General features: G+C 63.3%; 22 protein-coding genes. 14 read left to right on the top strand and 8 right to left on the bottom strand.

All coding sequences use genetic code 11. The features are described from left to right. Positions 1-68 precede the first annotated feature (68 nt). The 11 genes from QM685_RS25625 to QM685_RS25575 all read left to right on the top strand — a co-directional run bounded on the left by QM685_RS25625 (position 69) and on the right by QM685_RS25575 (position 13983). Complete coding sequence (locus QM685_RS25625; protein ID WP_415120679.1) at positions 69-725, top strand: helix-turn-helix domain-containing protein; 657 nt, start codon at positions 69-71, stop codon at positions 723-725. A gap of 184 nt (positions 726-909) precedes the next feature. Beyond that, entirely contained in the window at positions 910-2211 is a 1302-nt protein-coding gene (locus QM685_RS25620; RefSeq protein ID WP_415120661.1) for an SUMF1/EgtB/PvdO family nonheme iron enzyme, read from the top strand. Between the two features lie 505 nt (positions 2212-2716). Then, positions 2717-3865 carry a porin gene (locus tag QM685_RS25615; RefSeq protein WP_415120677.1) on the top strand — a complete coding sequence of 383 codons (1149 nt, stop codon included), beginning with the start codon at positions 2717-2719 and terminating at the stop codon, positions 3863-3865. A gap of 55 nt (positions 3866-3920) precedes the next feature. Beyond that, positions 3921-4808 carry a 4-hydroxy-tetrahydrodipicolinate synthase gene (gene dapA / locus QM685_RS25610; RefSeq protein ID WP_415120659.1) on the top strand — a complete coding sequence of 296 codons (888 nt, stop codon included), beginning with the start codon at positions 3921-3923 and terminating at the stop codon, positions 4806-4808. Between the two features lie 47 nt (positions 4809-4855). Continuing rightward, on the top strand, positions 4856-6025 hold the full coding sequence (locus QM685_RS25605) for an iron-containing alcohol dehydrogenase (RefSeq protein WP_415120657.1): 1170 nt from the start codon (positions 4856-4858) through the stop codon (positions 6023-6025). Beyond that, entirely contained in the window at positions 6022-8367 is a 2346-nt protein-coding gene (gene pdxA, locus QM685_RS25600) for a 4-hydroxythreonine-4-phosphate dehydrogenase PdxA (RefSeq protein WP_415120655.1), read from the top strand. Before QM685_RS25605 ends, pdxA begins: the two co-directional genes overlap by 4 nt. Before the next feature lie 118 nt (positions 8368-8485). Beyond that, on the top strand, positions 8486-9904 hold the full coding sequence (locus QM685_RS25595; protein WP_415120653.1) for a sodium:solute symporter family protein: 1419 nt from the start codon (positions 8486-8488) through the stop codon (positions 9902-9904). A 27-nt stretch (positions 9905-9931) separates the two neighbouring features. Next, positions 9932-11119: a sialidase family protein gene (locus tag QM685_RS25590; RefSeq protein ID WP_415120651.1), complete on the top strand. Its 1188-nt coding sequence runs from the start codon at positions 9932-9934 to the stop codon at positions 11117-11119. 104 nt (positions 11120-11223) lie between these two features. Beyond that, complete coding sequence (locus QM685_RS25585; RefSeq protein WP_415120649.1) at positions 11224-12009, top strand: DeoR/GlpR family DNA-binding transcription regulator; 786 nt, start codon at positions 11224-11226, stop codon at positions 12007-12009. 14 nt (positions 12010-12023) lie between these two features. Next, positions 12024-12728 (top strand): SDR family NAD(P)-dependent oxidoreductase, encoded by a 705-nt coding sequence (locus tag QM685_RS25580; RefSeq protein ID WP_415120647.1) that lies wholly within the window; start codon positions 12024-12026, stop codon positions 12726-12728. Positions 12729-12816: 88 nt separating this feature from the next. Beyond that, positions 12817-13983 (top strand): mandelate racemase/muconate lactonizing enzyme family protein, encoded by a 1167-nt coding sequence (locus QM685_RS25575; protein ID WP_415120645.1) that lies wholly within the window; start codon positions 12817-12819, stop codon positions 13981-13983. Positions 13984-14101: 118 nt separating this feature from the next. Here QM685_RS25575 and QM685_RS25570 read toward each other — a convergent pair whose 3' ends face one another. From QM685_RS25570 to QM685_RS25550, 5 genes are all read right to left on the bottom strand, one after another. Further along, positions 14102-15580 (bottom strand): NAD(P)-binding domain-containing protein, encoded by a 1479-nt coding sequence (locus QM685_RS25570; protein WP_415120643.1) that lies wholly within the window; start codon positions 15578-15580, stop codon positions 14102-14104. A gap of 84 nt (positions 15581-15664) precedes the next feature. After that, positions 15665-17308, bottom strand: a complete 1644-nt coding sequence (locus QM685_RS25565; protein WP_415120641.1) for a rhodanese-like domain-containing protein — start codon at positions 17306-17308, stop codon at positions 15665-15667. A gap of 38 nt (positions 17309-17346) precedes the next feature. Beyond that, positions 17347-18537, bottom strand: coding sequence for a trans-sulfuration enzyme family protein (locus QM685_RS25560; protein WP_415120639.1), 1191 nt, complete (start codon positions 18535-18537; stop codon positions 17347-17349). Beyond that, positions 18537-19169, bottom strand: coding sequence for a cysteine dioxygenase (locus tag QM685_RS25555; protein ID WP_415120637.1), 633 nt, complete (start codon positions 19167-19169; stop codon positions 18537-18539). The genes QM685_RS25560 and QM685_RS25555 overlap by 1 nt, the downstream gene beginning before the upstream one ends. 38 nt (positions 19170-19207) lie before the next feature. After that, positions 19208-20092 carry an amino acid ABC transporter ATP-binding protein gene (locus tag QM685_RS25550; protein WP_415120635.1) on the bottom strand — a complete coding sequence of 295 codons (885 nt, stop codon included), beginning with the start codon at positions 20090-20092 and terminating at the stop codon, positions 19208-19210. 322 nt (positions 20093-20414) lie between these two features. Between QM685_RS25550 and QM685_RS25545 the strand changes: the two genes are divergently transcribed. Genes QM685_RS25545 through QM685_RS25535 form a run of 3 tightly spaced genes read left to right on the top strand, consistent with a single transcriptional unit; the run spans position 20415 to position 22844 of the window. Further along, positions 20415-21275 (top strand): transporter substrate-binding domain-containing protein, encoded by an 861-nt coding sequence (locus tag QM685_RS25545; RefSeq protein WP_415120633.1) that lies wholly within the window; start codon positions 20415-20417, stop codon positions 21273-21275. Positions 21276-21277: 2 nt separating this feature from the next. Continuing rightward, the gene (locus QM685_RS25540; protein WP_415120631.1) at positions 21278-22021 is read left to right on the top strand and encodes an amino acid ABC transporter permease; all 744 of its coding nucleotides are present in this window, start codon (positions 21278-21280) and stop codon (positions 22019-22021) included. Continuing rightward, the gene (locus QM685_RS25535; RefSeq protein WP_415120629.1) at positions 22011-22844 is read left to right on the top strand and encodes an amino acid ABC transporter permease; all 834 of its coding nucleotides are present in this window, start codon (positions 22011-22013) and stop codon (positions 22842-22844) included. The genes QM685_RS25540 and QM685_RS25535 overlap by 11 nt, the downstream gene beginning before the upstream one ends. A gap of 39 nt (positions 22845-22883) precedes the next feature. Here QM685_RS25535 and QM685_RS25530 read toward each other — a convergent pair whose 3' ends face one another. Genes QM685_RS25530 through QM685_RS25520 form a run of 3 tightly spaced genes read right to left on the bottom strand, consistent with a single transcriptional unit; the run spans position 22884 to position 25527 of the window. Continuing rightward, positions 22884-23933: an ABC transporter substrate-binding protein gene (locus QM685_RS25530; RefSeq protein WP_415120627.1), complete on the bottom strand. Its 1050-nt coding sequence runs from the start codon at positions 23931-23933 to the stop codon at positions 22884-22886. Between the two features lie 36 nt (positions 23934-23969). Beyond that, positions 23970-24707: an ABC transporter ATP-binding protein gene (locus tag QM685_RS25525; protein ID WP_415120625.1), complete on the bottom strand. Its 738-nt coding sequence runs from the start codon at positions 24705-24707 to the stop codon at positions 23970-23972. Further along, entirely contained in the window at positions 24700-25527 is an 828-nt protein-coding gene (locus QM685_RS25520) for an ABC transporter permease (protein WP_415120623.1), read from the bottom strand. The genes QM685_RS25525 and QM685_RS25520 overlap by 8 nt, the downstream gene beginning before the upstream one ends. Between the last annotated feature and the right edge of the window lie 2 nt (positions 25528-25529).

The raw sequence follows: 25529 nt of genomic DNA, 5'->3' as shown, positions 1-25529 counted from the left end.
GCGGCACCCGCCGGGCCGTGCCGCCGCGCGCGACCGCGCGCACCGCCGCGCGCTGCTCGAGCTGTTCGATGCGACCGTTGTGCATGCCGCAGGGCCTGTCGGCGGAGGAACTGTCGAAACTCGAAACGCTGATCTGCTCCGCGCGCGCCGTGCAGCGCGGCGAAGCGCTGTATCGCAGCGGCGACCGTTTCGACAACATTTATGCGGTGCGCTCCGGCTCGATGAAAACCGTGATGACCCATCGCGACGGCCGCGAACAGGTCACGGGCCTGCGGCTCGCCGGCGAAGCGCTCGGACTCGACGGCATCAGCGCGGACGTGCACGCATGCAGCGCCATCGCGCTCGAGGACAGCACCGTCTGTATCGTCCCGTACAGCGCGCTGAAGCTGCTGTGCCGCGAGATCAGCTCGATGCAGGAACGCATGCACAAGCTGCTCGGCGCGCAGATCGTCAGCGAGGCGGCGCAGATGATGGTGCTCGGTTCGCTATCCGCCGACGAACGCGTCGCCGCTTTCCTGCTCGACATATCGCAACGCAATGCGCAGCGCGGCTATTCGTGGTCGGAGTTCAATCTGCGCATGACACGCGAGGATATGGGCAGCTACCTCGGCATGACGCTCGAAACCGTGAGCCGCACCCTGTCAAGATTTCAAAAGCGCGGCCTGATCGACACGCAGGGCAAGCACATCCGGATCGTCGATCTCGAAGGGCTGCGGCAGGTCTAAGCCGCTTCTTTCACCGATGTGCCGGTCCCGCCCGGCTTCTCCAGCTTGTCTCGCGCGTTTTTCGCCTTGGCACGGCCCCTGCGTGCGGGTACAGTTTTCGGACTGTCCCCACAGCAACCTGTTTGCATGGGATCGGAGTTAGCGCTTCAGCACCGGCTCCGATCGACAAAGGAGCCCCGGCGACATGAATCGCGACCCCGCCCCGCATCACCCGCTCGTGCAGCGTCTGATCGACGCGCGCCAAATCACCGACGCCCTTTTTGCCGTCGTCAAACCCGACTATCTCTATGAACGCCCGATCCGCGAACGTCATCGGATCGTGTTCTACATCGGCCATCTGGAAGCGTTCGATCGCAATCTGTTCGATCAGCGCCTGTTCGAGCTGCCGGCGTTCGCCCCTGAACTCGACCAGCTTTTCGCGTTCGGCATCGACCCCGTGGGTGGCGGCTTTCCCACCGATCAACCCGGCGACTGGCCGTCGCTCGACACTGTGCGCGAATACGCCGCGCGGGCCCGCCGGCAGATCGACGCCGCGCTCGACGATTCCGGCAACCCGGCGCAAGCCGGAGCGGCCGAACAGTTGCTGAACGTCGCGATCGAGCATCGGTTGATGCATGCCGAAACGCTTGCGTACATGCTGCATCAGTTGCCGCTCGCGCAGAAAGACGCCACGTTGCGCAAGCCGGTGGTGACGCGGCCGGAGCAGCGCGACACGTTGTCGTCGATGGTCAGCGTGCCGGGCGGCCAGGCCGTGCTCGGCATGGCGCGCGAGGCCGGCCGCTTCGGCTGGGACAACGAGTTCGGCGAAATGCGGGTAGACGTGCCCGCTTTCGATATCGACCGGCATATGGTGACGAACGGCGCGTTCCTGCAGTTCGTCGAGGATGGCGGTTATCGCGAGCCGAAGTGGTGGTCGCCGCAAGACTGGGCATGGAAGGAGGCGGAGCGGATCGAGCAGCCCGCCGGCTGGTCGCGCGACGCCGCGCGGGACGGACACGGTGAATGGATGCTGCGCACGATGTTCGACGAAGTGCCGCTGCCGCTCGACTGGCCCGTCTACGTGAGTCATGCCGAAGCGAGCGCGTACGCGCGCTGGGCCGGCAAGAGCCTGCCGACCGAGGCGCAATGGCAGCGCGCCGCGCACGGCGTGCCGCGGGCGGCATCGGGCAACTTCGATTTCCGCAACTGGGACCCCCAGCCCGTCGACACGCATCCGGACAACGTCAGCGCATTCGGCGTGGAAGGTCAGTTCGGCAATGGCTGGGAGTGGACGTCGACGCTATTCGACGCACTGCCCGGCTTCGAAGCGTTTCCGTTCTATCCCGGTTATTCGGCCAACTTTTTCGACGGCCAGCATTACGTGCTCAAAGGCGGCTCGGCGCGCACCGCGTCGTGCATGCTGAGGCCGGAATTCCGCAACTGGTTTCAGCCGCATTATCAGTATGTTTATGCGGGGTTCCGGTGTGTGAGGAATCCGGCAAGCTAAGCAATATCTTCGTGACCTCTTCCGCAAGCCACGCGACGTAAGAAGCGCCATAGGCAACCTCGCCGCGCGCTTCGGCCAGCGGCTTGCCCTGCTCCATCGACATCAGGCGCGCGAGATCGATAGCGCGTCCTCACTTTCCGTCGATGAAATTCTCCTGTCGAAGCAGTTCGCCTCGCGTCAGCTTCATGTAGTTGAAGCGCGATGAGCTTGCTGCGTCGCTATCTCCCCCTGCGACGAAATCCGCTCTACGCGTCAGATCCACCGAACGCCCCTTTCCCAGGATTGCGGCCAACCAGATTGCACACATCGATCAAAATTAACGGGGCTCGATTAATTACCCGATCAAAAACGATCGAACCAATCAAACTACCGGGTTTTCCCTCATTATTTTGACCGATTCGATCGCCTATGATGCTCATCACGGTCATTCCAGTGACCAGATCGGTGAGACGGCTGTCCTTTAGTGATTGAATCAATCAAACCGCGAAAAATCGGAGACGCATCAATGAAAAAACCAATCGTGTTGTTCGGAATGCTCGGTGCCGCAGCCTGTGCTCACGCGCAGAGCAACGTCACTCTGTATGGTTTGATAGACACATCTCTGGTGTACACCAACAATCAGAAAGGCGGCACCGCGTATCAGATGTCGAGCGGCGTGGAGTCCGGGAGCCGTTGGGGCCTGAAAGGCGCGGAAGATCTGGGCGCGGGGTTCAAGGCCATCTTCCAGCTGGAGAATGGTTTCAGCAGCACGACGGGCACGCTGGGTCAGAACGGCCGCATGTTCGGACGCGCGGCCTATGTCGGCATCAGCTCGCCTTATGGAACCGTCACCGCCGGGCGTCAAAACGAACCGTCCGCCGACTTCGTCGGGCCGCTCATTGCGGCCAATCAGTGGGCTGGCGGTATCGGCGCCCACCCGGGCAACACGGACAACCTGTACGTCAACGGCCGGATCAGCAACAGCGTCAAGTTCCTCAGTCAGGACTATGGCGGCTTCCGGTTCGGCGGCCTGTTCAGCCTCGGCGGCACCGCCGGGGACTTCAACAATAACCGCATCTGGAGCGTCGCGGCCGGTTACAACCGCGGGCCATTGTCAGTGGGAGCGTCGTACATCGACACGTCGCGACCCAATACGGCGCTCTGGGACGGTACGGCCGGCTCAGCCGCCATTTCGCCCAACAATACGCCCATCTATTCCGGATACGCGTCCGCGCGCACGTTGAGCGTCGCATCGGTGGCAGCCAACTACACGCTGGGCGCGGCAAAGTTCGGGCTGGTCTATTCCAACTCGAATTTCAGCGACCTCGGTTCGCCTGCCGCGTCGGCGCCCATCGCCCGATACAAGGGAGCGACGGTCGTTTTCGACAATTACGAAGCCAACTTCAACTATCAGCTGACGCATGCACTGCTGCTCGGCGTGGCCTACGACTACACCCATACACGCGGCGCAGGCAACGCGCACTACAACCAGGTGAACCTCGGCGGCGACTACTTCCTGTCGAAGCGCACCGATGTCTATCTGACCACGGCCTGGCAAAGCGCGAGCGGCATCGACTCCACCGGCAAGGCAGCCGTGGCCGCGCTGTGGCCGGTGACCGCATCGAGCAATTCGCATCAGATCGTTGCGGCGTTGGGTTTGCGTCACAAGTTCTGATCAGCGCGACGAGGGACGGCATAAAGCCGCGCTACAAGCAAAGTGGAGAATTCGTATGTCAGTCAATTTCAAGGGAATCGTTCCCGCTCTCATCACTCCGATGACGCCCGCCGAGGAGATCGATGAAGCCGGTCTGCGCACACTGATCGAACGTCTGATCGATGCCGGCGTGCATGCTCTCTTCGTGCTCGGCACGAACGGTGAATTCATCGGCTTGTCCGAAACGGAAAAGCTACGCATCGCCGCCATCACGGTCGACCAGGCGCGCGGCCGGGTGCCGGTCATAGCGGGTACGGGCGCCTACGCAACGCGCGACGTCATCGAACTCAATACGAAGATGCAAGACACGGGCGTCGATGCGGTCTCGGTCATCACGCCTTATTTCAACGGCGCGACCCAGCAGGAACTGTTCACCCACTACGAGCGCATTGCACGCAACACGTCGCTGCCCGTGATGCTCTACACCATTCCGGCCAAGGCAGGCATCACGCTTACCGTCGATACGGTGCGCCGGCTCTCGGAAATTCCGAATATCCGCGGCATCAAGGACAGCGGCGGCGACTTCGACCGTCTGCTGCAACTGATTAACCTGCGCCGCGACGATTTCGCCGTATTCACCGGCACCGATTCGATGATCCTCTGGACCCTGATGGCGGGCGGCGACGGTGCCGTCGCCGCGACGACAAACGCGGTCCCGAGTGTCGTGATGTCCATCTGGAACAACTTCCAGGCTGGCGATATCGCCTCCGCCCGTCGCGCGCAGGAATCGCTGCGTGCGCTGCGTGATGCGTTCGCGCTCGGCACGATGCCTGTCGTATTGAAGACCGCCGCGGCGATGCTCGGCATGCCCGCCGGTCCGGCGCGCTCCCCCGCGCAGCCGCTCGACGACGCGGCACGCGAGCGGCTCGCGAAAGCCCTCGAGATTTATCCGCGCGTCGACTGAGCACCGGCTCGCACCGACTAACCGATTGACAGAGACAGAGACTCGACATGAACACCGCTTACCACTTCCAGGGCGTCAAGCACATCGTGCACGGGCCCAACAGCCTGGACCAGTTGCCGGAGAAGCTCGCGCTGCTCGACAAGCCGATCCGCCGCATTGCATTCATCACGCAGCCGGTCATGGAAGAAAACGGTGTGGCGGCCCGCGTCGTCGCGGCGCTCAAGGCGAAAGACATCGAAGCGCTGATTGTGCGAGACGTACAGCCGGAACCCACGATTGAAAATGTCGAGTCGGTCTATCGCGAACAGATCGAACCGTTCGCACCCGACGCCGTCCTGTCAATCGGCGGCGGCAGCGTGCTGGACGCCGCAAAGCTCTTCGCCGTTCGGCTCACTAACCAGCAGCCGTTGCGCGACTGGCTGGGCATCGATCTGATTCCGACGCCCGGGGTTCCGCTGGTTCTCGTGCCGACGACGGCCGGCACCGGGTCCGAAGTCACCCCGAACGCCATCGTCACGCTCCCCGACGAGGAATTGAAGGTTGGCATCGTCAGTCGCCACCTGCTGCCGCAACTCGTCATTCTGGACGCAACGCTGACTCTCGACCTGCCGAAGCCGATTACCGCGGCTACAGGTATGGATGCCTTCATCCACTCACTCGAATCCTATATTTCGACCAAGGCGAATCCCATCAGCGACATGTTCGCAATGGAGTCGATGCGGCTGATTGGCGCGAACCTCGTGGAAGCCTACGAAAACGGGCAGTCGCTCAAAGCCCGCGAAGCGATGCTGCTCGGCTCCATGTATGGCGGACTGGCTCTGACGGCGGCCGGAACCGCGGCGGTGCACGCGCTGGCCTACCCGCTCGGCGGGATGTTCAACATCACGCACGGTGTCGCGAATTCGATGCTGCTGCCGCATGTCATGGCCTTCAACCTGGACGCCATCGTGGACCGGCTTGCCAATGTCGCACGCGCGCTCGATATCGCGCAGCACGGCGACAGCGACGAGCTGGCCGCCGACCGGCTGCTCGCGCGCATTCACGAATGGACCGCGGCCATCGCCATCCCTCAGGACCTGCGCGTTTTCGGCGTCTCGGTGGATCATCTCGACGCGCTCGCGGTTGCGGCATCCAAAGTGAAGCGTCTGCTCGGCAACAACCCCAAGCCATTGAGTCTCGACGACATCAAGGGAATTTACAGCCGTCTGCTGCCATGAATACCTCCATCAGCGGCGACGCGCGGCTTCTCATCATCGGTGACGACCTGTCCGGCACCGCTGATTGCGCGGTCACGTGCACCCATTACGGCCTGCGCAGCATCGTCAATCTTGGCACCGGGTCAGCTCACACGGCGAATGATATCGATGTGCTGGCCGTGGACACCGACACTCGCCGGCACGCGCCCGTCGAAGCCGCGCGCGCTAACGAGCTGGCCTGGCGTGTCTTTGCCGACGGTCGTCGGGTGTACAAGAAAATTGACTCGACCTTGCGCGGTAATGTCGCCGCTGAAGTCGCAGCGCTCGCATCTGTTGCAGGAATGGCTGTCGTCGCCCCGGCGTTCCCTCAGGCCGGGCGCATGACGCTCGACGGACGGCAGTTCATCTTCGGCGTGCCCGTCGAAGACTCCGAGGTCTGGAGAAATGAACACATTGCCGGCAAGGCAGACCTGGGCTCGATGCTGACCGGAGCAGGCCTGCGCGTCGCTCAGGTGACGTTGCAAACGGTGCGCGAGGGCGCATCCGCGCTGCAATCGAAACTCGCCGCCTGCCAGCGGGAACAGTTCCAGGCTGTAGTGTGCGACAGCGAAACCGACGAAGACCTCGCTATCCTGGCCGCCGCATCGGCAACCCTGAGCGGCGTGTTCTGGGTGGGCTCCGCCGGGTTTGCCGCGCCGTTAGTGAAAGTGCTTGCCGCAGCGGGCTCGCGTTGGTCCGACGCCGGAAGAGAGTCGGAGCGGCCTTCGACGAAACACCTGCCCTCTCGACGCGGTGTGCTGGCCGTGGTCGGCAGCATGTCGAGTGTCTCGCATCAGCAGGTCGCGACATGGCGTTCGAACGCCAACGGTGCTGTCGATTTCTTCGAAGCCGATGCGCAGGCGTTGCTCGATCCGCTCAATCCCACGACGCTCGCGCTCGCGGCCGGCGTGACGGAGGCACTCCGTTGCGGCCGTCATGCAGTCGTTGCGCTCAGCCAGTCCGAACGCATTCCTGGCGCCGACAGCGCATTGCTCGCGCGAAGCCTCGCGCAACGACTCGCCCCAGCCGGCGAATACGCAAGTGGCCTGATTGCAACCGGAGGGGAGACGGCCCGCGCGCTGCTCTCGACGATGGGCATCGTGTCACTCGAGGTCATCGAAGAGATTGAACGCGGCGTGCCGTTGCTTGCCGCCACTTATGGCGGCCGCACGTTGCCCGTCGTCACCAAGGCGGGCGGCTTCGGCCAGCCCGACACCCTGTATCGCGCGTGGCAACGAATCGTAGCCATGCAGCCAGCGGATGCGCAAGCGCCGCGTCAACCCAGCGAAGAGGAAGCTATGACTTATCGTCCTGTAATTGGCATCACCATGGGCGATGCCGCCGGCGTAGGTCCGGAAATCATCATGAAGAGCCTCGCCCATGCGTCCGTGTATGAGCAGTGCCGCCCGGTTGTCATCGGCGACGCGGCGCGTCTGCGCGACGCCGGCCGCAGAGCCGGAGTTGACCTCGAAGTTCGCGCTATCGGCAAGCCATCGGAAGGAGAGTTCCGCCCCGGTGTCGTCGACTGCATCGACCTGGGGCTGATTCCCGCCGACCTGCCCTATGGAAAGCTTTCTCCCATCGCCGGAGATGCCGCTTATCAGTACATCGCGCGTACGGTGGAGCTGACCACCGCGGGCGAACTCGATGCCATCTGCACCGCGCCTCTCAATAAGGAAGCGCTGCACGCGGGCGGCCATATTTTCCCGGGACACACTGAAATGCTCGCGCATCTGACGGGTATCGACGAAGTCTCGATGATGCTCGTAGCACCGAATCTCCGCGTGATTCACGTCACCACGCACATCGGCCTGCTCGACGCCATTCGCAAAATCGAACCCGGCCTCGTTCAGCGCACCATCGAACGCGCGCATGAAACACTGGTTCGAGCCGGCATCTCCAACCCCCGCATCGGCGTGTGCGGAATCAATCCGCATGCGGGCGAGAACGGACTCTTCGGTTACGGCGAAGAGGAAGAGAAGATTGTTCCCGCGGTCAAGCTCCTGCAGGAGCGCGGATGGGATGTGGAAGGTCCGCTGCCCGCGGACACGCTGTTCTTCCGCGCAGGCCGTGGCGATTTCGACGTGGTGGTCGCGATGTATCACGACCAGGGCCACGGCCCGGTGAAGGTAATGGGTCTTGAAGCCGGGGTCAACGTGACGGTGGGCCTGCCCGTTATCCGAACCTCGGTGGACCACGGCACGGCCTTCGACATCGCCGGTAAAGGCATCGCTGACGAACGCAGCATGCTCGAGGCATTCCGTCAGGCCCTGGACCTCGCGACGCGCCACAACGAGATATCGCCTGCTGCCAGCGCCGCCTGAGCATCCCGGCACGGGCAGGCAGGCAACGCCTGAATAAAGAGCGATACCGGCAGGCACATGCCGGATGGCTCAACTCAGCTCAACGAGCCTCAACTCAAGGTCATCTGGAGACAACGTCATGGCCACCTTCAATTATTGGGACACTGCCATCATCATCGGGATGGTCGTAGCCTATATCGTGATTACCAGTCTGTTCAGCATTCGCCTGCGCAGTAAAAATTCCGAGCAGTTCATGGTGGCGGGGCGCTCGATGCCCGCCGTGGTCGTCGCCATTCTGCTGATGTCCGAGTTCATCGGCGCAAAGTCCACGGTCGGGACGTCGCAGGAAGCATTCTCCGCGGGGATCGCAGCTTCGTGGTCCGTCGTTGCGGCAGCCATTGGCTTTCTTTTCTTTGGTCTGTTCATGGCCAAACGCCTGTATGCGTCGGGCGAGTTCACCATCTCCGGGTTTATCGCCAGGAAGTATGGTCACGGGGCGAAGCTCGTCGTCTCGGCCATCATGATTTACGCGCTGTTCCTCGTCAACGTAGGCAACTACGTCAGCGGCGCCGCGGCAATCTCGACGGTCATGCGCATCAATCTGACCACGGCCGCGATCATCACCGCCATCGTCAGTACCATCTACTTCGTCTGGGGCGGCCTCAAGAGCGTTGCCTATCTGACGATCGTGCACAGCGCCGTGAAGCTCATCGGAATCGGCATTCTCGTGGCCATGGCCTGGAAGCTGTCGGGCGGTATCAGGCCGATGGCGGCGAACATGCCCGCACACTTCTTCACGTGGTCCGGGGCCCTGTCGGGCGGTACGATCGGTGCGTGGATCATCGGCACGGCCGGTGCGATTTTCTCCACGCAGTTCATCATCCAGGCCATTTCGGCGACCAGGAGTCCCGAGGCCGCGCGCGCTTCCTCGTTGATCGCCGCATTCCTGTGCGTACCTATTGGGCTGGCGCTCGGCTTCATCGGGGTATCGGCGAAGTACCTGTATCCCAACATCAAGAGCCTGTACGCACTGCCGGTGTTCCTGCAGCATATGAACCCCGTCCTCGCGGGCATCGTCACGACTTCGCTGGTGGCTTCGATCTTCGTGAGCGTCTGTACAGTCGCTCTGGCAATCGCCTCGCTGATTGTGAAAGACTTTTATGTTCCGCGCTTCAACCCCACTCCGGATGTCGAACTGCGCATGACGCGCTGGATTTCTCTGGTCGTCGGTTTTCTGCCGCTCATTTTCGTTCTCTTCGTGCCGCAGATTCTGGCGCTCTCTTTCTTCACCCGTGCGTTGCGCCTCTCCGTTTCCGTCGTCGCGCTGATAGGCATCTATCTGCCTTTCTTCAGTGGCAAGCGCGGCGCTGTCTCGGGCCTTGTCATCGCCACGCTCGCGACAACGGCCTGGTATCTGCTCGGCAACCCGTTCGGCATCGACAACATGTACGTCGCGCTCGTCACGCCGGCGGTTGTTCTCGTATTCAGCAAGCTGCTGTTCCACAGCACGGGTTCGGACCTTCAAGACAAGGGACTGGCTCACCGTGAGTCCCACTGACCTGGTCATACATCAGAGAGAGATTTCATGAACACGAACTTCGTTGAAGCGGCGGGAGCCGCCTCTGATAACTGCGTTCGCACCGCCTACGCCGATGCCGAACGGAAGGAAGCCTTCCTTCCGACATCCTGCGTTCAGAACCACGCCGCAAATCTGCACGTCCTTGAAAACGGCGATCTGCTGTGCGTCTGGTTTGGCGGAACCCAGGAAGGCATTCCGGACGTGTCCATTTACATGTCGCGTCTCGCGGCGGGCACCGGCGAATGGTCCGCGCCCGAGAAGCTCTCGGACGACCCGACGCGCTCGGAGCAGAACCCGGTGCTCTTTACGGCGCCGAACGGCCAGCTCTGGCTGCTTTACACCGCGCAGCTTTCCGGTCATCAGAACACCGCAATCGTTCGCCGAAGGATTTCGACGAACGGCGGAAAGACGTGGGGCCCCGTCGAGACCCTGTTCGACCAGCCGGGCACGTTTGTTCGCCAACCGATTGTCACGCTGCAAGGCGGAGCGTGGATTTGTCCGGTATTCCTGTGCCGCACCGAGGTGGGCGAACGCTGGGTCGGCAACAATGACGTCAGCGCGGTCATGGTGTCCGATGACGAGGGAGCGTCGTGGACGTTGCATGAGGTTCCGGACAGCATCGGCTGTGTGCATATGAACGTCCGTGTGCTCCACGATGGCTCCCTGCTCGCTCTTTACCGCAGTCGCTGGGCTGACTTCGTGTACGCAAGTCGCTCGACGGATGGCCGCGAATGGAGCGTGCCACAGCCCACCGAAGTCCCGAATAACAATTCGTCGATTCAGTTCACGGTATTGAAGAACGGCCACCTCGCGATGGTCTTCAACGAAAGCGATGCGTCGCATGGCAGTGAGCGCCGTGCATCTCTGTACGATGACATCGAAGACTCCGAGGACAGCGGTGAGTTGCGCGACCAGAAAGCGTCCGCGCACGGCACCGCGTTCTGGGGCGCTCCGCGCGCGCCGATGTCTCTGGCCATCTCCGAGGACGGCGGCAGGACCTGGCGTCGGCGCCGTAACCTGGAAATCGGAGACGGATACTGCATGACCAACAACTCCGCCGACCAGCGCAATCGGGAGTACTCGTATCCGTCCATCGTGCAGTCGGACGACGGTGCATTGCACATCGCGTATACGTGGTTTCGCCAGAAAATCAAATACGTACGCGTCGATGAATGCTGGGTGCGCGGACGATGAGTCTCGCCACCGCAAATGGACGGTCAGTGCGGCAATTGGATAAACTTGGTGCTCCAGACGCGCGGATAAACGCGCGAACTCTATTGGACCAAGAATTTACGCACATGAAAGTGACCAAACGCCGTGAGGCGATGCTGCAGGCGGTGCTGGGCGGGATGACCGATGTCGCGACACTTTGCGAGCACTTCGGCATGTCGGAAGCAACGGTTCGCCGGGACCTGCGCGCCCTTGCCAGCGACAACCGGATTCTTCGTACTTACGGCGGTGCGGCGGCGGTCGGCTCCCATGAGCGTGAACCGTCTCTCGAGGAACGGCGCATCACCTCGCCTGAGCAGAAGGAGGCGATAGCACGGGCAGCGAGCGCGTTCGTTGAAGACGGTGACACCGTATTTCTCGATGGAGGCACGACGACGGCAGAGCTGGCTCGCCTTCTCGCCGGTCGCACGTCCGTGCATGTGGTCACCAATAACCTGCTGGTGGTGAGCCCGCTCGTCTCGTCGGGCGTTCAGGTAACGGTCATCGGCGGCGACGTGCGCTCGTCGAGCATGAGCACCCTCGGCCCACTGGCGCAACTCGTGCTGAGTCGCCTGAGCGTCGACAAGGCGTTCATGGGCGCTGACGGGGTGGTCGCCGAACTTGGACTCTGCGAGGCAAGCAGCGATCAGTCGTATCTGAAGGAATGTGTGATGCGACAGGCCGCGCAGATCTTTGTTCTCGTCACCGCGGACAAGCTCGGACGCGCGAGTCAACAGCACTGGACTCCGCTCGAGCGGGACTGGACTCTCATCACGGATGACGCGGCTCAGCAGGAACAACTCGAGCCTTTCGATGCGCAAGACCGTATTACGGTTCGGGTGGTCGGCATCAACGGGCTTTCGCAGATCCAATAGCGGAGGAAGGTGTTGTGAGTACATCGGAAGGGCCGGGCTCGGGTTTGCGTCACGCGGTGGTAACCGGTGCATCTTCGGGAATCGGACAAGCAATTGTCCGCCATCTGCTTTCCGACGGTTGGCGAGTCACGGGGCTATGCCGCTCACACGTGGCATGGACGAACGATTTGCTGAAAGTCGTGCAAGCCGATGTCACCGACTTCGATACGCTCGGACACGTCTGCGACGGATTGGGCTCCGTGGACGCACTGGTGCACGCTGCCGGCTTCATGCGCACCGCGCCGCTTGGTCGGCTTTCGATCGAGGACGGGACAGCGATGTGGCGACTGCACGTCGAGTCGGCGGTGTATCTCGCTGACCGGCTGGCGCCCCGGATGCCCGCGGGCGGCAGGATTGTGCTGGTGGGCAGCCGGACCGCCAATGGCGCCGCGACGCGTAGCCAGTATGCGGCGACGAAATCGGCATTAGTCGGCCTCGCAAGGTCCTGGGCAGCAGAACTCGCTCCGAGGGGCATCACCGTGAATGTCGTGGCTCCGGGGGCGACGGACACCCCATTCCTTCGTGACCCGGCGCGAGCGGCCACCCCTCCGAAGCTCCCTCCGATGGGACGGTTCATCTCGCCCGAGGAAGTCGCGGCGCTGACGGCTTTCCTGTTGAGCGAAGGGGCGAGTTCGATCACGGGACAACAGATCGTCATGTGTGGCGGGGCTTCTCTTTAGGCCAGCCTCCGCGAGCTGATTAGCGCATGGGTTGCTTTTAAATTCCCAGGTCAAACGTGACGCTGTTTAACGGTGAAGATGACTAACCATGAAAATCGTTGAAATACGCGAAAAGACAGTAGCTATCAGCTCGCCGATTCGCAACGCGTACATAGATTTCAGCAAGATGACGCTCAGCCTTGTCGCCGTCATCACTGACGTAATGCGAGACGGCAAGCCCGTCATCGGCTATGGATTCAACTCCAATGGCAGGTATGGGCAAGGAACCTTGATGCGCGAGCGCTTTATCCCGCGAATCCTCGAAGCAGATTCGCAGGCGCTCGTCAACGACGCGGGCGACAACCTCGATCCCCACAAGATCTGGGCGGCAATGTTCACGAACGAGAAGCCCGGCGGACACGGCGAACGCTCAGTCGCCATCGGTACCATCGATATGGCTATCTGGGACGCAACGGCCAAGATCGAAGGCAAGCCCCTTTTTCAGTTGCTCGCGGAGCGGTATGGCAACGGCAAACCCGAGCGCAAGGTGTTTGTCTACGCTGCCGGCGGTTACTACTATCCGGGTCAGGACCACTCGAAGCTGAAGGACGAGATGCGTAGCTACATCGACCGCGGCTACACGGTCGTCAAGAAGAAGATAGGCGGCGCGTCGCTCGAAGAAGACCTCAGAAGAATCGACTCGATCCTCGGCGTGTTGCAGGACGGTCAAAAGCTCGCCGTCGACGCGAACGGCCGCTTCGACCTCGACACCGCCATCGCATACGCAAAGGCGCTGTCCCAGTATGACCTCTTCTGGTACGAAGAGCCGGGCGATCCACTCGACTTCGAATTGCAGGCGACGCTGCGCAACTACTACGACAAGCCGATGGCAACGGGCGAGAACCTGTTCTCGATGCAGGACGCCCGAAACCTGATCCGCTATGGCGGAATGCGTCCCGACAGGGACTGGCTGCAATTCGATTGCGCGCTCAGTTATGGGCTGGTCGAATACCTTCGCACGCTGGAGATGCTTCGCCAGCATGGTTGGTCAGCGAGCCGTTGTATTCCTCATGGTGGTCATCAGATGTCGCTCAATATCGCTGCCGGCCTTGGACTTGGCGGCAACGAGTCCTATCCGGATCTGTTCCAGCCGTATGGCGGCTTTCCCGATGGCGTGAAAGTCGAAGACGGTTACGTGACCCTGCCCGATTTGCCGGGGATCGGGTTCGAGGGCAAGCGTGACCTGATTGAAGAGATGCATAAGTTGTCGGCATAGCTTCCGCCGGAACATCCGGCTACTGTTGTCTGCGTGCTATTTCTCCTGGCTTGAAGAGCGGCAGGCAAGCCTCATAGCGCCGCTCGTCACGACGCAGGTCGGCGAGCGGCGCCGAAGCTCAGGAGGTCTGCGCCTGTATCGGAGCGTCGCTCTGCGAGCGCGCAAAGGTGCTCGACGTCTCCCTGCGCCAAACGCTCGCCGCATACGCGGATTCATCGAATTCGGCGGGTACGTCCGCAGCGAGCCGCCGCGCGTGCGAATCGATATCGGCGAGAAACAGATCACGGCTGATACGTCGCACCACCGCGGGAATATCACGCTTCATGCTCGGCACGTCGCCGACGGGCACCCCCGAGCTGACGAAACCTGCTGGATTGTAGACGTGGATGTCCTTCAGATAAGGCGCCTGTCCCTCGACTTTTTGCTGGTATTCGAGTGCCGAGCCGAGATACGGATGCGCGCCGAGCTCGTCGTCCTCGTCGCCTTGCGGCGGTGTGAACCGGTCGCGCCACAACAGGATATGCGAGGCAAAACCGGCCAGTTCGGGACGCGCGGCCGGATCGATGAAATAGCCGGTGCCCGCAATCGCAAAATCGAAACGGAACGATTCGCCTGCCGTGACGGCTTCGATCTGCCCTGCTGTTTCACGTGCGGATTCCCATTGCGTGCCCAGATGCAGATGGAAATTCTCGAAGCGCGTCACGCGCTCGATCGAATCCGGCGGCGCCGTCGAGCCCGAGCGCTTGAAGCGCAACGCCTGTGCCCAGCGCAGCGCGTCGGGCAAATCGAAGTAATTGTCGTACGCGCCGGGATAGGCGCGCGCGCGTGACACAGGCGTGGCCGCGAGCGACGCGCGCCGCGCGAACAGATGGACCTCGGCCGCACCCGCTTCGAGCGCGGTCGCGGCGGCGTCGAACGCGGACGCGGCGCCACCCGCTACCGCGACCGACTTGCCACGCAGCGCCGCGAAGTCGATCGCATCGGACGTATGCGCGACGAACCGCGCCGGCAGTTGCGCGAGCACGGGCGGCACGAACGCGCCGCCATTTCCCGCGACGCCGTTGCACAACAGCAGCTTGCGGGCCGTCTCCACCCTGGCGCTTCCGTTGACTTCCAGATGCAGACGGAAATGTGCGTCCCGCGGCTCGATGCGCACGAGCCGCGTGCCGTAGCGAACGGGAATCTGCAGAAACTCGCGATACCACGCGAGATACTCGGCCCATCGTTCGCGCGGGATGCGGTCGATCTGCTGATAGGACGCCTCGCCGAAGCGCGCCTCGTACCATGCGCGAAAGCTGAGTCCCGGCAAGCCACCTTCCGGCCCGACGAGAATTTTCGGGGTGCGCAGCTTGTTCATGCGGGCGCGGTTCAGCCACACGCCGGCCTTCGCCGCATTCGCGGCCGCGTCGATTACGCTGACGCGGCCGATGCCCGCGCGCCGCAGCGCAAATGCGAACGCGCATCCCGTCTGCCCGCCGCCCACGATAAAGACGTCGTGGTCGATGCCGGGCCGCTCGGGTACCCAGTTATCGGGCGCGGGTCCGAGCAGTTCCAGCGTTCGGCGTGCGTCGCGGTCCAGATCGGCAATCTGTGTCATGTCATTTTTCCCTGTTGGCGGCATGTGCCATTTCGGCACCGGCAAACACAGCAGCTAGCAACGCGCGTTTCGATCTCCCGTCGATCATGAACGAACCGGCTCGGCAAGCGCGTCCGCGTCGGACGCCTGCGTGTCGAAGCGAAACTGTTGAAGCTCGTCTGGCGCGCACTGCGCGATCAGGCCGGTTTCCCAGGCGAGATAGGCGCGCGCCGCATCGAAATTGCCTTCATGCCGGTCATGCACGAAGAACAGGTAATCGATGCGCGCGCTATCCGCCGGCGATTGCGGTGACGCTTCGATCGCATAGCCCGCTTGCCTGAACGTATCGATACCGTCTTTCGCAATCGATACCTCGCCGAAGCCCGCCTCACGCAGATCGAGCGCAGCCAGCGCGGCAAGCGCCGGCGAATCCGCCAGCAATACGACGCGCTGCGACGGCGCCACGTCCGCGAGCGCCGCGGGCAACCGTGGCCGGATCGACCAGCGCGCCCGCTCGGGATGCCCGCTGCGATAGGCGGCGCTGGAGCGCAGGTCGAGCACGTGCACGCCTTCGGCGCCGCGCAGCCTGCGCAGTCCATCCGCATCGATCAGTTCTTCTTCAACAGCACCATGCGCAGCGGCTTGCGGCGCGAGACGCCGCAATGCGCGCGCATCCTGTGCCGCGACCAGCGCGGTTTCGAGGCCCAGTTGCACGAGCCAGGCCGCAATGACCGGCGCGCGTACCCCGTCGTAATCGACCAGCAGCACGCGTGCACGGCGTACGCCGATGGTCTGGTCCGTCGCCTGAAGCAGTTGACCGCCGGGCGCGTGGAGAGCGCCGCGCACGCCGTCGCGGGCGAACTCGTCGGCACTGCGCACATCGAGCAGATAGGTGGTGCGGTCGACCGCGTCGAGCCATGCCTGCGCGGCCTGCGCGTCGAGCGTGGTCACGGCGAAACGCGCGGCGAGTGACGCGGCACGCTCGCGCGCTTCGCTCGACACCGCTTCTTCGACGGTATCCGGATAGCGCCGCGTGCTGCCGTGTTCCAGTTGCAGACCGGCAAGCGCCCAGCCTTGCGTGCCGTTTTCGAGCGCGACGACCGGATTCGGCACGCCCAGACTGCGCAGCAGTTGCGCGCCGATGATGCTGCGCGTACGGCCCGCGCAATGAATCACGACCGGCGTGCGCGAGTCTGCCGCCAGCGCACCGAAGCGATAGGCCAATTCGCCGTTGGGGCAGCTCACCGCACCCGGTATCGTCATCTTCGTGTGCTCTTCGACGGTGCGTCCGTCGAGCAGAATCAGCGGCGCGCGCTCGGCCTGCAATCCGGCGAGTTCGGCCGCCGAAATGCGCGGCGTCCCATACGCATGCTCGACCAGTTCGCCGAAGGTCTTCGACGGCACGTTCACGCCTTTGAACAGCGTGTAACCGGCCGCGGCCCAGCCGCGCGCGCCGTCCTCCAGAACGGACAGCCGCGTGTAGCCCAACGCATGAAGCCGCTGTGCCGCGCGCCGTGCGATTGCTTCGTCGTTCGTGCCAGCATCGAGCAGGACGATGCGTACATCGCGGCGCGGCACGAGGCGGCCGATCTCGAGTTCAAGCCGGCTATACGGCAGCGGAACCGCGAAGAACGGATGGCCTTCGCCGAACTCGCCGGCTTCGCGCACATCGAGAAACGCGATCTCGTCGTTGTCGTTCAACCATGCACGCACGGTGGTCGCGGGGATCAGCGAAAAAATGTCTGCCATTGGAAGTCGGAGAGCAAGAAGTTGAGAAGGAGCGGCGCTTACTGAAGGACCTGGCGAAACGCCTGCCGCAAATCGCCGATCAGGTCGATCGGATCTTCGAGTCCGACATGCAGACGCACGATCGGCTCACTGCCGCGCCAGTAGCTGTGCTCGCGCACGCGTGAGTGCGGCGCGACCAGCGCGAGGCTCTCGTAGCCGCCCCACGAAGCACCGATGCCGAACAGCCGCAGCGCGTCGACGAATGCGCTCGCCTGCTCGCGGCTCGCTTGCCGCAAGGCAAACGATACGAGTCCGTTCGCACCCTTGAAGTCACGACGCCACAATGCGTGACCCGGATCGTCGTGCAGCGCCGGATAAAACACCCGCGCAACCGCACTGCGCTCGGTTTGCAGATACCGTGCGACTTCGAGCGCATTGCAGCCATGCTGGGCCAGACGCACTGCCAGCGTGCGGATACCGCGCAGCGCGAGGTAGGCGTCGTCGGCGCCGACGCTCAGGCCGAGTGCGTCATGGGTATCGCGCAGCCTGCGAGCGAGTGACGGGTTCGAAGTCGACACCGCCCCTTGCATCAGATCGGAATGACCGCTCAGGTATTTGGTGGTCGCCTGGATCGCAATATCGGCGCCGAGCGCGAGCGGCTGGCAGAGCAGTCCCGCGCCCCATGTGTTATCCGCCGCGAGCAGCACGGAATGCCCGCGCGCGAACGCCGAGAGCGCAGGCAGATCGACCACTTCATAGAGGAACGACGACGGCGACTCCACGTAGATCAAGCGCGTTTCAGCTCGCACGAGCGCTGTGGGCACACCGTCACTCGCGCTGAAATAGCTGAACGACACGCCGAGCCGTGTGAGCAGCGGCTCCACACGCTCGCGCACCGGACCGTAGACGCTGTCCTGCACGAGCACGTGATCGCCCGGCGACAGCAGCGCGATGAAAACGAGCGAAATGGCCGACAGCCCCGAAGGCGCCAGCAGCACATCGCTCGCCCCCTCCAGTTCACCGATGGCGGCTTCGAGCGCACGATGCGTCGCCATGCCGTGACGGCCATACGTGCTGACGGGCTCGCCCGCTTCGCGCCGGTGATGCAGGCTGGTGCGAACCGCGTCGGTCGCGAAGCGCACCGTGCTGGTACGCACGACCGGAACGTTCACGGGCGCGACGCCGTCTTCGAATAGCGGCGAGCCCGCGTGCAGCACGCGCGTGTGCAACTGATCGTCGGGCGCCGCCATCAGCCGACCGCCTGGGTGGCGCGCTGCATATGCTTCGCGTTGTAGCGCACCACGAGGCCGGTATCGGTTTCAAAGCCGAGGCGGCCCGTCAGCGTTTCGAGCGGACGGCCATAGAGATGAAAGTGCAGCGTCGGCTCCGCGCCGCCGACATGAATGCTGTGGATGTCGTCGGGAAGAAAGGCGATCGGAACGCCAGGCCGCACCACGACCTCGTGCAACAGTTCGAGCGTTGCACGCTCCGGATCGCGGCCGTCGTCGGTACGCCGGTAGATACGGTTCAGCTCCGCGCCGTCGATCGCCGCAATCACGGCCCATGTGTCGTGGTTGTGCGGGATCGTCGTCTTGCCGGGCAATAGCGAATTGAGGTACAACGCGAGCCCGTCTTCGCCGGGATTGAGCCGGTAGCGGGTCGAGGTATCGCCGCTGTCGGGCCGCGGCGGCGGAAAATCAGTGGCGTCGAACAAGGTGTGCCGCGTCGCGAGTTCGAGCAGCAGTTCGCTGATCGCGTTCAGCGCTTCGCGCGTGACGCCCTTTTCAGCAATGATCCGGCGGGCGTCCGCAAGCAGATCCTGCACTGCTTCACGGCGTTGTGCGGTAATGGCGCTGCTCGTTTCGTTCGTGGTTGTCGTCATGGTCATGTCATCGGTTGTCATGAGGTAACGGCGCAGCGCTATGCGGAGCGCGCCGCGCGGCTCGCGCGGTCTTCGCCGCGGGCGCGTTGTAGAAAAAGCCGGGTTCGCTCGTGGACGGGGTTGCCGAACAGTTGCCGCGCGCTGCCGTGCTCGACGATCACGCCGCCTTCCGTGAAAAACACTTCGTCGCTGATGTCTTCCGCAAAGCGCATTTCATGTGTGACGAGCACGCAGGTCTGCCCTTCGTCGGCCAGTTCGCCGATCACGTTCAGCACTTCGCCGACCGTCTCGGGATCGAGCGCCGACGTGACTTCGTCGAACAGGATCAGGTCGGGCCGCATCGCCAGCGTGCGCGCGATCGCGACGCGCTGTTGCTGCCCGCCGGACAGCGCGCCCGGATAGGCTTTAGCCTTGTCGGCGAGACGCACCTTGGCGAGCAGCGCGTGAGCGTCGCTTTCCGCCTCCGCGCGGCTGCGGCCCAGCACCCGCATCGGCGCGATGCTCAGGTTCTCGAGCACGCTCAGATGCGGAAACAGGTTGTATTGCTGAAACACGAAACCGATCCGCTTGCGCAACGCGATACGCTGGGCATCCGTCTTCTGCGCGCGCACGTCGATGCCGTCGACGGTGATCTCGCCGCTTTGCGGCGCGATCAAACCGTTGATACAGCGCAGAATCGTCGACTTGCCGGAACCGGACGGACCGATGATCGAAACGGCCTGGCCGCGCCTCACCGACAGATCGATGCCGTTGAGCACGGCCGTGCTGCCGTATGAAAGCCGCACGTCGCGCAATGACAGCAGTGCGGCATCACTAGTTGAACGGGTGACCGCGCCTGCGTCATTGCTCGCGCGCGCCGTGGCAGCCGCATCGGGTGCGAGACCGACACGTGCCGCGCGGTCCGGGAGAATCAGTTCAGTCATCGGGCGTCCTGTCGTCCAAGCAAAGCCGCGGGCACAAAAGCACACTTCGCACTCGTCCCGCTTTGCAGCCAACCATTCTAGGAAGCACCCCAGCGATCACGAACCAACGAATAAGCGAAAAGATATTCGGCGATCTGCAATGTGAACGAAAACCTCGCAACGGCATGCGAGCACACGCTTTAACGTCCGTGTGCTTTGCTTAGCAGATTCATTTCGTTTGCCGCGCGGCGGGTTTGGCATAGGGTATGCGTCGCAGTGGCGTTTCCGCCGACGCGAGACGCACACCTCCCCGCACACCTCCCCTCCTCCTATCCCATCGCTCATGAAATCAGGCAAAGCGGCATATACCAAACGACCGTCGTTCTTCATCGTACTCACGACCATTGCCGCCGGTGTGGCCCTCGCGGCCTTCTCACCGGCGTACGCAGACCAGACCCTCGACAAGATCAATTCACGCCATGAGATCGCAGTCGGCGTGCTGATCGGCGGCAGCCCGTTCGGCTCGCTCGATCCGCAAACCCGGCAGCCGCGCGGGATGAACGTCGACCTTGCGAACGACATCGGCAAGCGCCTCGGCGTGAAGGTTCAACTGGTGTCGGTCCAGCCGTCCACGCGCGTGCAGTTCCTGCAGCAGGGCAAGGTCGACATCCTGATCGCGAACATGGAATACAACGCGCAGCGCGGCGAGATTCTCGACCATGTGCCGACACCTTACTATCGCGTCGGCGGGACCGCCATTACGCCGAAATCGAGTGGCATCACGAAGTGGGAAGACCTGCGCGGCAAGCCCGTCTGCATTTCGCAAGGCAGCAGCTATATCCGGCCCGTCGTCGAGAAGTACGGCGCCGTGCCGCGCGCATTCCCGGGTGCATCGCAATCGCTGCTGGCGCTGCGCGGCGGCAGTTGCATCGCGGCCGTTCACGACGCCGCACCGCTGCTTTATCCGCTGCAACAGCATGATCCCGAATGGCGCGACTACCGCACGCTGCAGCCGGAACTCGAACCGGCGCCGTCGGTGATCTGGGTGCGGCAAGGCGAAAAGGACACGGCCGCGAAGCTCGATGCGATCGTGCGCGACTGGCATCGCACCGGCTGGCTGATCGATGACGAGGCCAGAAACGGTCTGACGCCGCCGTCTCCGGCGCTGGCCGAGTGGCACCGGCAATTGCCCACCGTGCAATGAACATGGCCGCCTCGTTCCATGCGCTGATCGATACGGCCGCGCACGCCGGGCTCGACTATCGCTTTCTGCTCGATGCCTACGAGCGCGTGCCCTTCGTGCAAGGCATCGCGGTCAGCGTCGAACTGGTCATCGCGACGATGCTCGGCAGCGCGCTCGCCGGCCTGTTGCTGCTGCTCGCGTTGCGTCACCGCAATCCGTGGATTACCGGCGCGGCGCGCGCGTTCATCGAGCTGACACGCAACACGCCGACGCTCGTGCAGTTGTACTGCGCGTTCCTCGTGCTGAACATGCTGATCACGCAATGGCTGCGCGAGAGCCATCTCGACAACCCGTTCAAGCCGTTCTTCTGGGTCGTGCTGGTTTTGTCGCTACATAAGGGCGCATTCCACGCGGAGGCACTACGCGCCGGCTTCGACGCATTGCCCGTGCAAACGCTCGAAGGCGCGGCGTCGCTCGGCTTCGATCGCGCGACGCGCTTCTGGCGCATCGAATTGCCGCTCGCATTTCGCACCGCCCTGCCAGCGCTCGTCAACAACTTCGTCGAACTCGTGAAGGCGACCGCGCTGGCTTCCGCGATTGCAGTGGGTGACATCACCTACCAGTCGATCATGATCTGGACACAGCGCGACAACGTGCTTGCGCTGATGGTGCTGATCCTGCTGTTCTTTGGCGTGCTGACATGGCTCGCCAGCCGCGCGGGACGTTGGCTCGAAAAACGTTTGTGGATTCCCGGCTATGGCGTATAGATCGCTCGACTCCGCTGCCTCCAACCTCGCTCGTCTTCGCGACGAAGGCACGCGCGCAAAAGTACTTACGCCAGGCGTGGCCGCCGCGTTCGGTGTGCTGATCGCCGGTGCGCTGTTGTGGGTGTTTTCACCCGACTCGGGCTCGCGCGGCGAAACGCTCGCGCGCTTCGTCGAATGGACGCCTGCGCTCGCGCACGGTTTCGCGTTGAACGTTCTCATCAGCCTCGGCGCGATCGCGACGGGCTCGGTCCTCGGTCTGCTGATTGGCGCGCTCGGACTTGCGCCTTCGTGGCCGGGACGCCTCGCGAGAATCTGGGTTCAGGCCTTTCGCAACGCGCCGTGGCTGGTTCTGGTGTATTTCACCACTTACGTCTTTCCATTCGAATTCAGCGTATTCGGCACGACACTGCCGTTTCCCGACTGGCTGAAGGTGACGCTCGCGCTGGCGCTTCCCGCCAGCGCGAACATTGCCGAAGTGTTTCGCGGCGCGGTGGCATCGATTCCGACCACCCAGTGGGAAGCAGCGGGCTCGCTGGCGTTTTCGCACGCGCAGATTCTGCTGCATATCGTGCTGCCGCAATGCGTGCGCCGCATGCTGCCGCCATGGATGAACGTCTACGCGATCATCACGATGGGCACGGCGTTGTCGTCGCTGGTCGGCGTGCACGATCTGATCGATACCGCGCAGATCGCCAGCAGCACCGTCGCCAGGTCCAGCTTCACGGTTCTCACTTACCTGGCGACACTGGTGATCTTCTTCGCGTACTGCTATCCGATCTCACTGTTCACGCGTTGGCTCGAACGACGCTTCGTCAACGTCTAGTGCCAGTGGTTCCATGCCCGGAATTGCAACGGCGGCGGATCAGTCTTTCGACGGAATCGGCCAGATCGCTTTCTGCGCCGCATTGAAGCGCGGATCGTATTCGACGTCGACCTTCACTTTCTTGCGGATCGCGTGTCCGTCGTACAGGATGTCGGCGATGTTCTGCTCCTGACCGATCAGCCCGCTATCGAACTTGACGAAGCTGCCGCTGCGCACCTGATACTCGAACGCCGCGCGTTCATCGGAGATCTTCAGCGTGTCCTTGAGGATGCCGATCACCTCATCCTTGTGCGCATCGTGCCAGGACCAGTAACCCGACATGCGGGAAAAGAAATCCTGCAGCGCCGCCACTTTGGCGGGGTCTTTCAGGTCGGCCGAAGTCGTCGCCCAAACGTTGAGCGCCGGAATCTGCGTGTCGCGGTCGTTCAGCAGAAGATGGCCGGCGCCCGACCTGATCGTCGGCAGGACCGGGCCGAGCGCGCCCGCATAGACGTCGACCTGCCCCGCGTTGAAACCCGCCGCGGACGTCGCGCCGTCCGCGAACTTGATCGGCTGCACGTCTTTCTCGCTCAACCCGGCCTTGACCAGCGTCGCCAGATATTGCGCATGGTTGTAGCCGCCGTAGTTGTAGCCGAACTTGTGCCCCTTGATGGCCTGAACGCTGGTGATGCCCGCGCTCGTGCGCAGCGCCGTGATCTCCGGCGGATAGTCCTTCGAATACGCGTTGCGCCAGCCCGCGACGATGCGCAGCGGCGTCGAGTCCTTCGTCCAGTCGGTGCGCGCGTTGGCCTGCTCGATCGTCAGCGACGTGTCGCCCATGTGACCGAGGTCGATCCGGCCCGCGTACAGTGCCGACAGATTGGCGGCCGGCCCGGTCAGCAGCACCCATTCGATCTGGTACGGCGTCCCGTTCACCACGCCCGACTTGCGGATCAACGCGGGAAATGCGGGGTCCTGGTAGGCGATCACGAGCTTCGTGTTCTTCAGATCGACCTGCTGGCTTTGGGCGTGAGCCGTGCCCGGGACGGTGAGCGTGAAGCTCGCAAGCAATGCGGCAACGCCGGCGTAGAGCGATTTCTTGAGCGACATGGCAAACATGGCAATCCTGGTGATGAATGGAAAAAGTCAGGACACACTGAGCGAGAACTGTCGGAGCAGATCCCGCTTCAGCGCATTGAATTCGGGCGAGGTCACGTCACGCTCGCGCGGCAAATCGACCTGCGTTTCGTGGCAGATCCTGCCTTTGGAGAGAATCACGATACGGTCGGCGAGTATCAGCGCCTCGTCGAGGTCGTGCGTGACGATCACGACGCCGAACCGGTAGTGGTCCCACAGCTTCAGCACGAGGCTCTGGATGCTTCGCCGCGTGAACGCGTCCAGCGCGCTGAACGGCTCGTCGAGCAGCATCAGGTCGGGCCGCCGATACAGCGCGCGAGCCACGGCCACGCGCTGCGCCTGCCCGCCCGAGAGACTGACGGGCCAGCTCGACAGCTTGTCTTCGAGACCGACGTCCTGCAGCGCGGTACGCGCCCGCGCCTTCGCATCGGGCTTGTGCGCGTCGTCCAGCAGCACGTTCGCCCACACCCGCAGCGCGCCGATCAGGCGCGGTTCCTGGAACACCACCGAGGTATTCGCCGACACTTCCGCGCGGCCGCTCGTCGCCGATTCGAGTCCGGCAAGCAGTCGCAGCAGCGTGGTCTTGCCGGTGCCGGACGGTCCGACGAGCGCAACCACCTCGCCCTTGCGCACCGTGAAGTCGACCTGATCGAGCACGGTGTTCTCGCCGTAGCGCTTGCCGACGCGCGCCAGGCTCGCGACGACGGGCGCCGTCTCCTGATCCGTTGGGTATGCGAGCTCAGACATGCGCGCCTCGCCAGGCGAGCGCCTTGCGCTCGATATAGCGCAGCAGCGCGTCGACGCTGATGCCCAGCGCCGCATAGACGAGGATGCCCGCGATGATGATGTCGGTGCGCTGGAACTGGTTGGCGTTGTTCAGGATGTAGCCGATGCCTGCGCTTGCGTTGATCTGCTCCGCCGCCACCAGCGCCAGCAGCGAGATCGCCGCCGCGTAGCGAACGCCGACGAGTATGCCGGGCAACGACATCGGCAGGATGATGAGGCGGATCTGCTGCGCGCGCGTCAGGCGAAACGTGCGCCCGAGTTCCAGCAGCTTGGGGTCGATGCCGCGTATCGCGTGCCAGGTGCTCAGATACATCGGCGAAATCGCCGCGCCGACGATCAGCGCGACCTTCGACACTTCGCCGATGCCGAACCACACGACGAAGATCGGCACGAGCGCAATGAACGGGATGGTGCGCAGCATCTGCAGCATGCTGTCGAAGCCGCGTTCGGCGGCTTTGCTCAGGCCCGAGGCCACGCCCAGCAGCAGCCCCGCGCCGCCGCCGATCAGGAGGCCCAGCGCCGCACGCGCGAGCGACACCTTCAGCGCATCCTGCAGATCGCCCGATTGCCAGAGCTCGCGATACGCGGCGAGCACGGACGCGGGCGACGGCAGCACGAATTCGCTTGCGACGCCCAACGACGAGGCCAACTGCCACAGCACGATCAGCAGTACCGGCACGACGGAACGCAGCAGCGGTTCGCGCAGCGCGAGGCGTCGCCATGAGGTCGCGCCGGCAGCCGGCGCGGGCGTCACCGCAAAAGTGGATTCACGTGTAGACATAC

Origin of the sequence: Paraburkholderia sp., assembly GCF_047605525.1 — a bacterium.
Classification (GTDB): Bacteria; Pseudomonadota; Gammaproteobacteria; order Burkholderiales; family Burkholderiaceae; genus Paraburkholderia.
The sequence above is the reverse complement of the archived record's forward strand: the minus strand, read 5'-3'. Positions and strand labels throughout refer to the sequence as shown.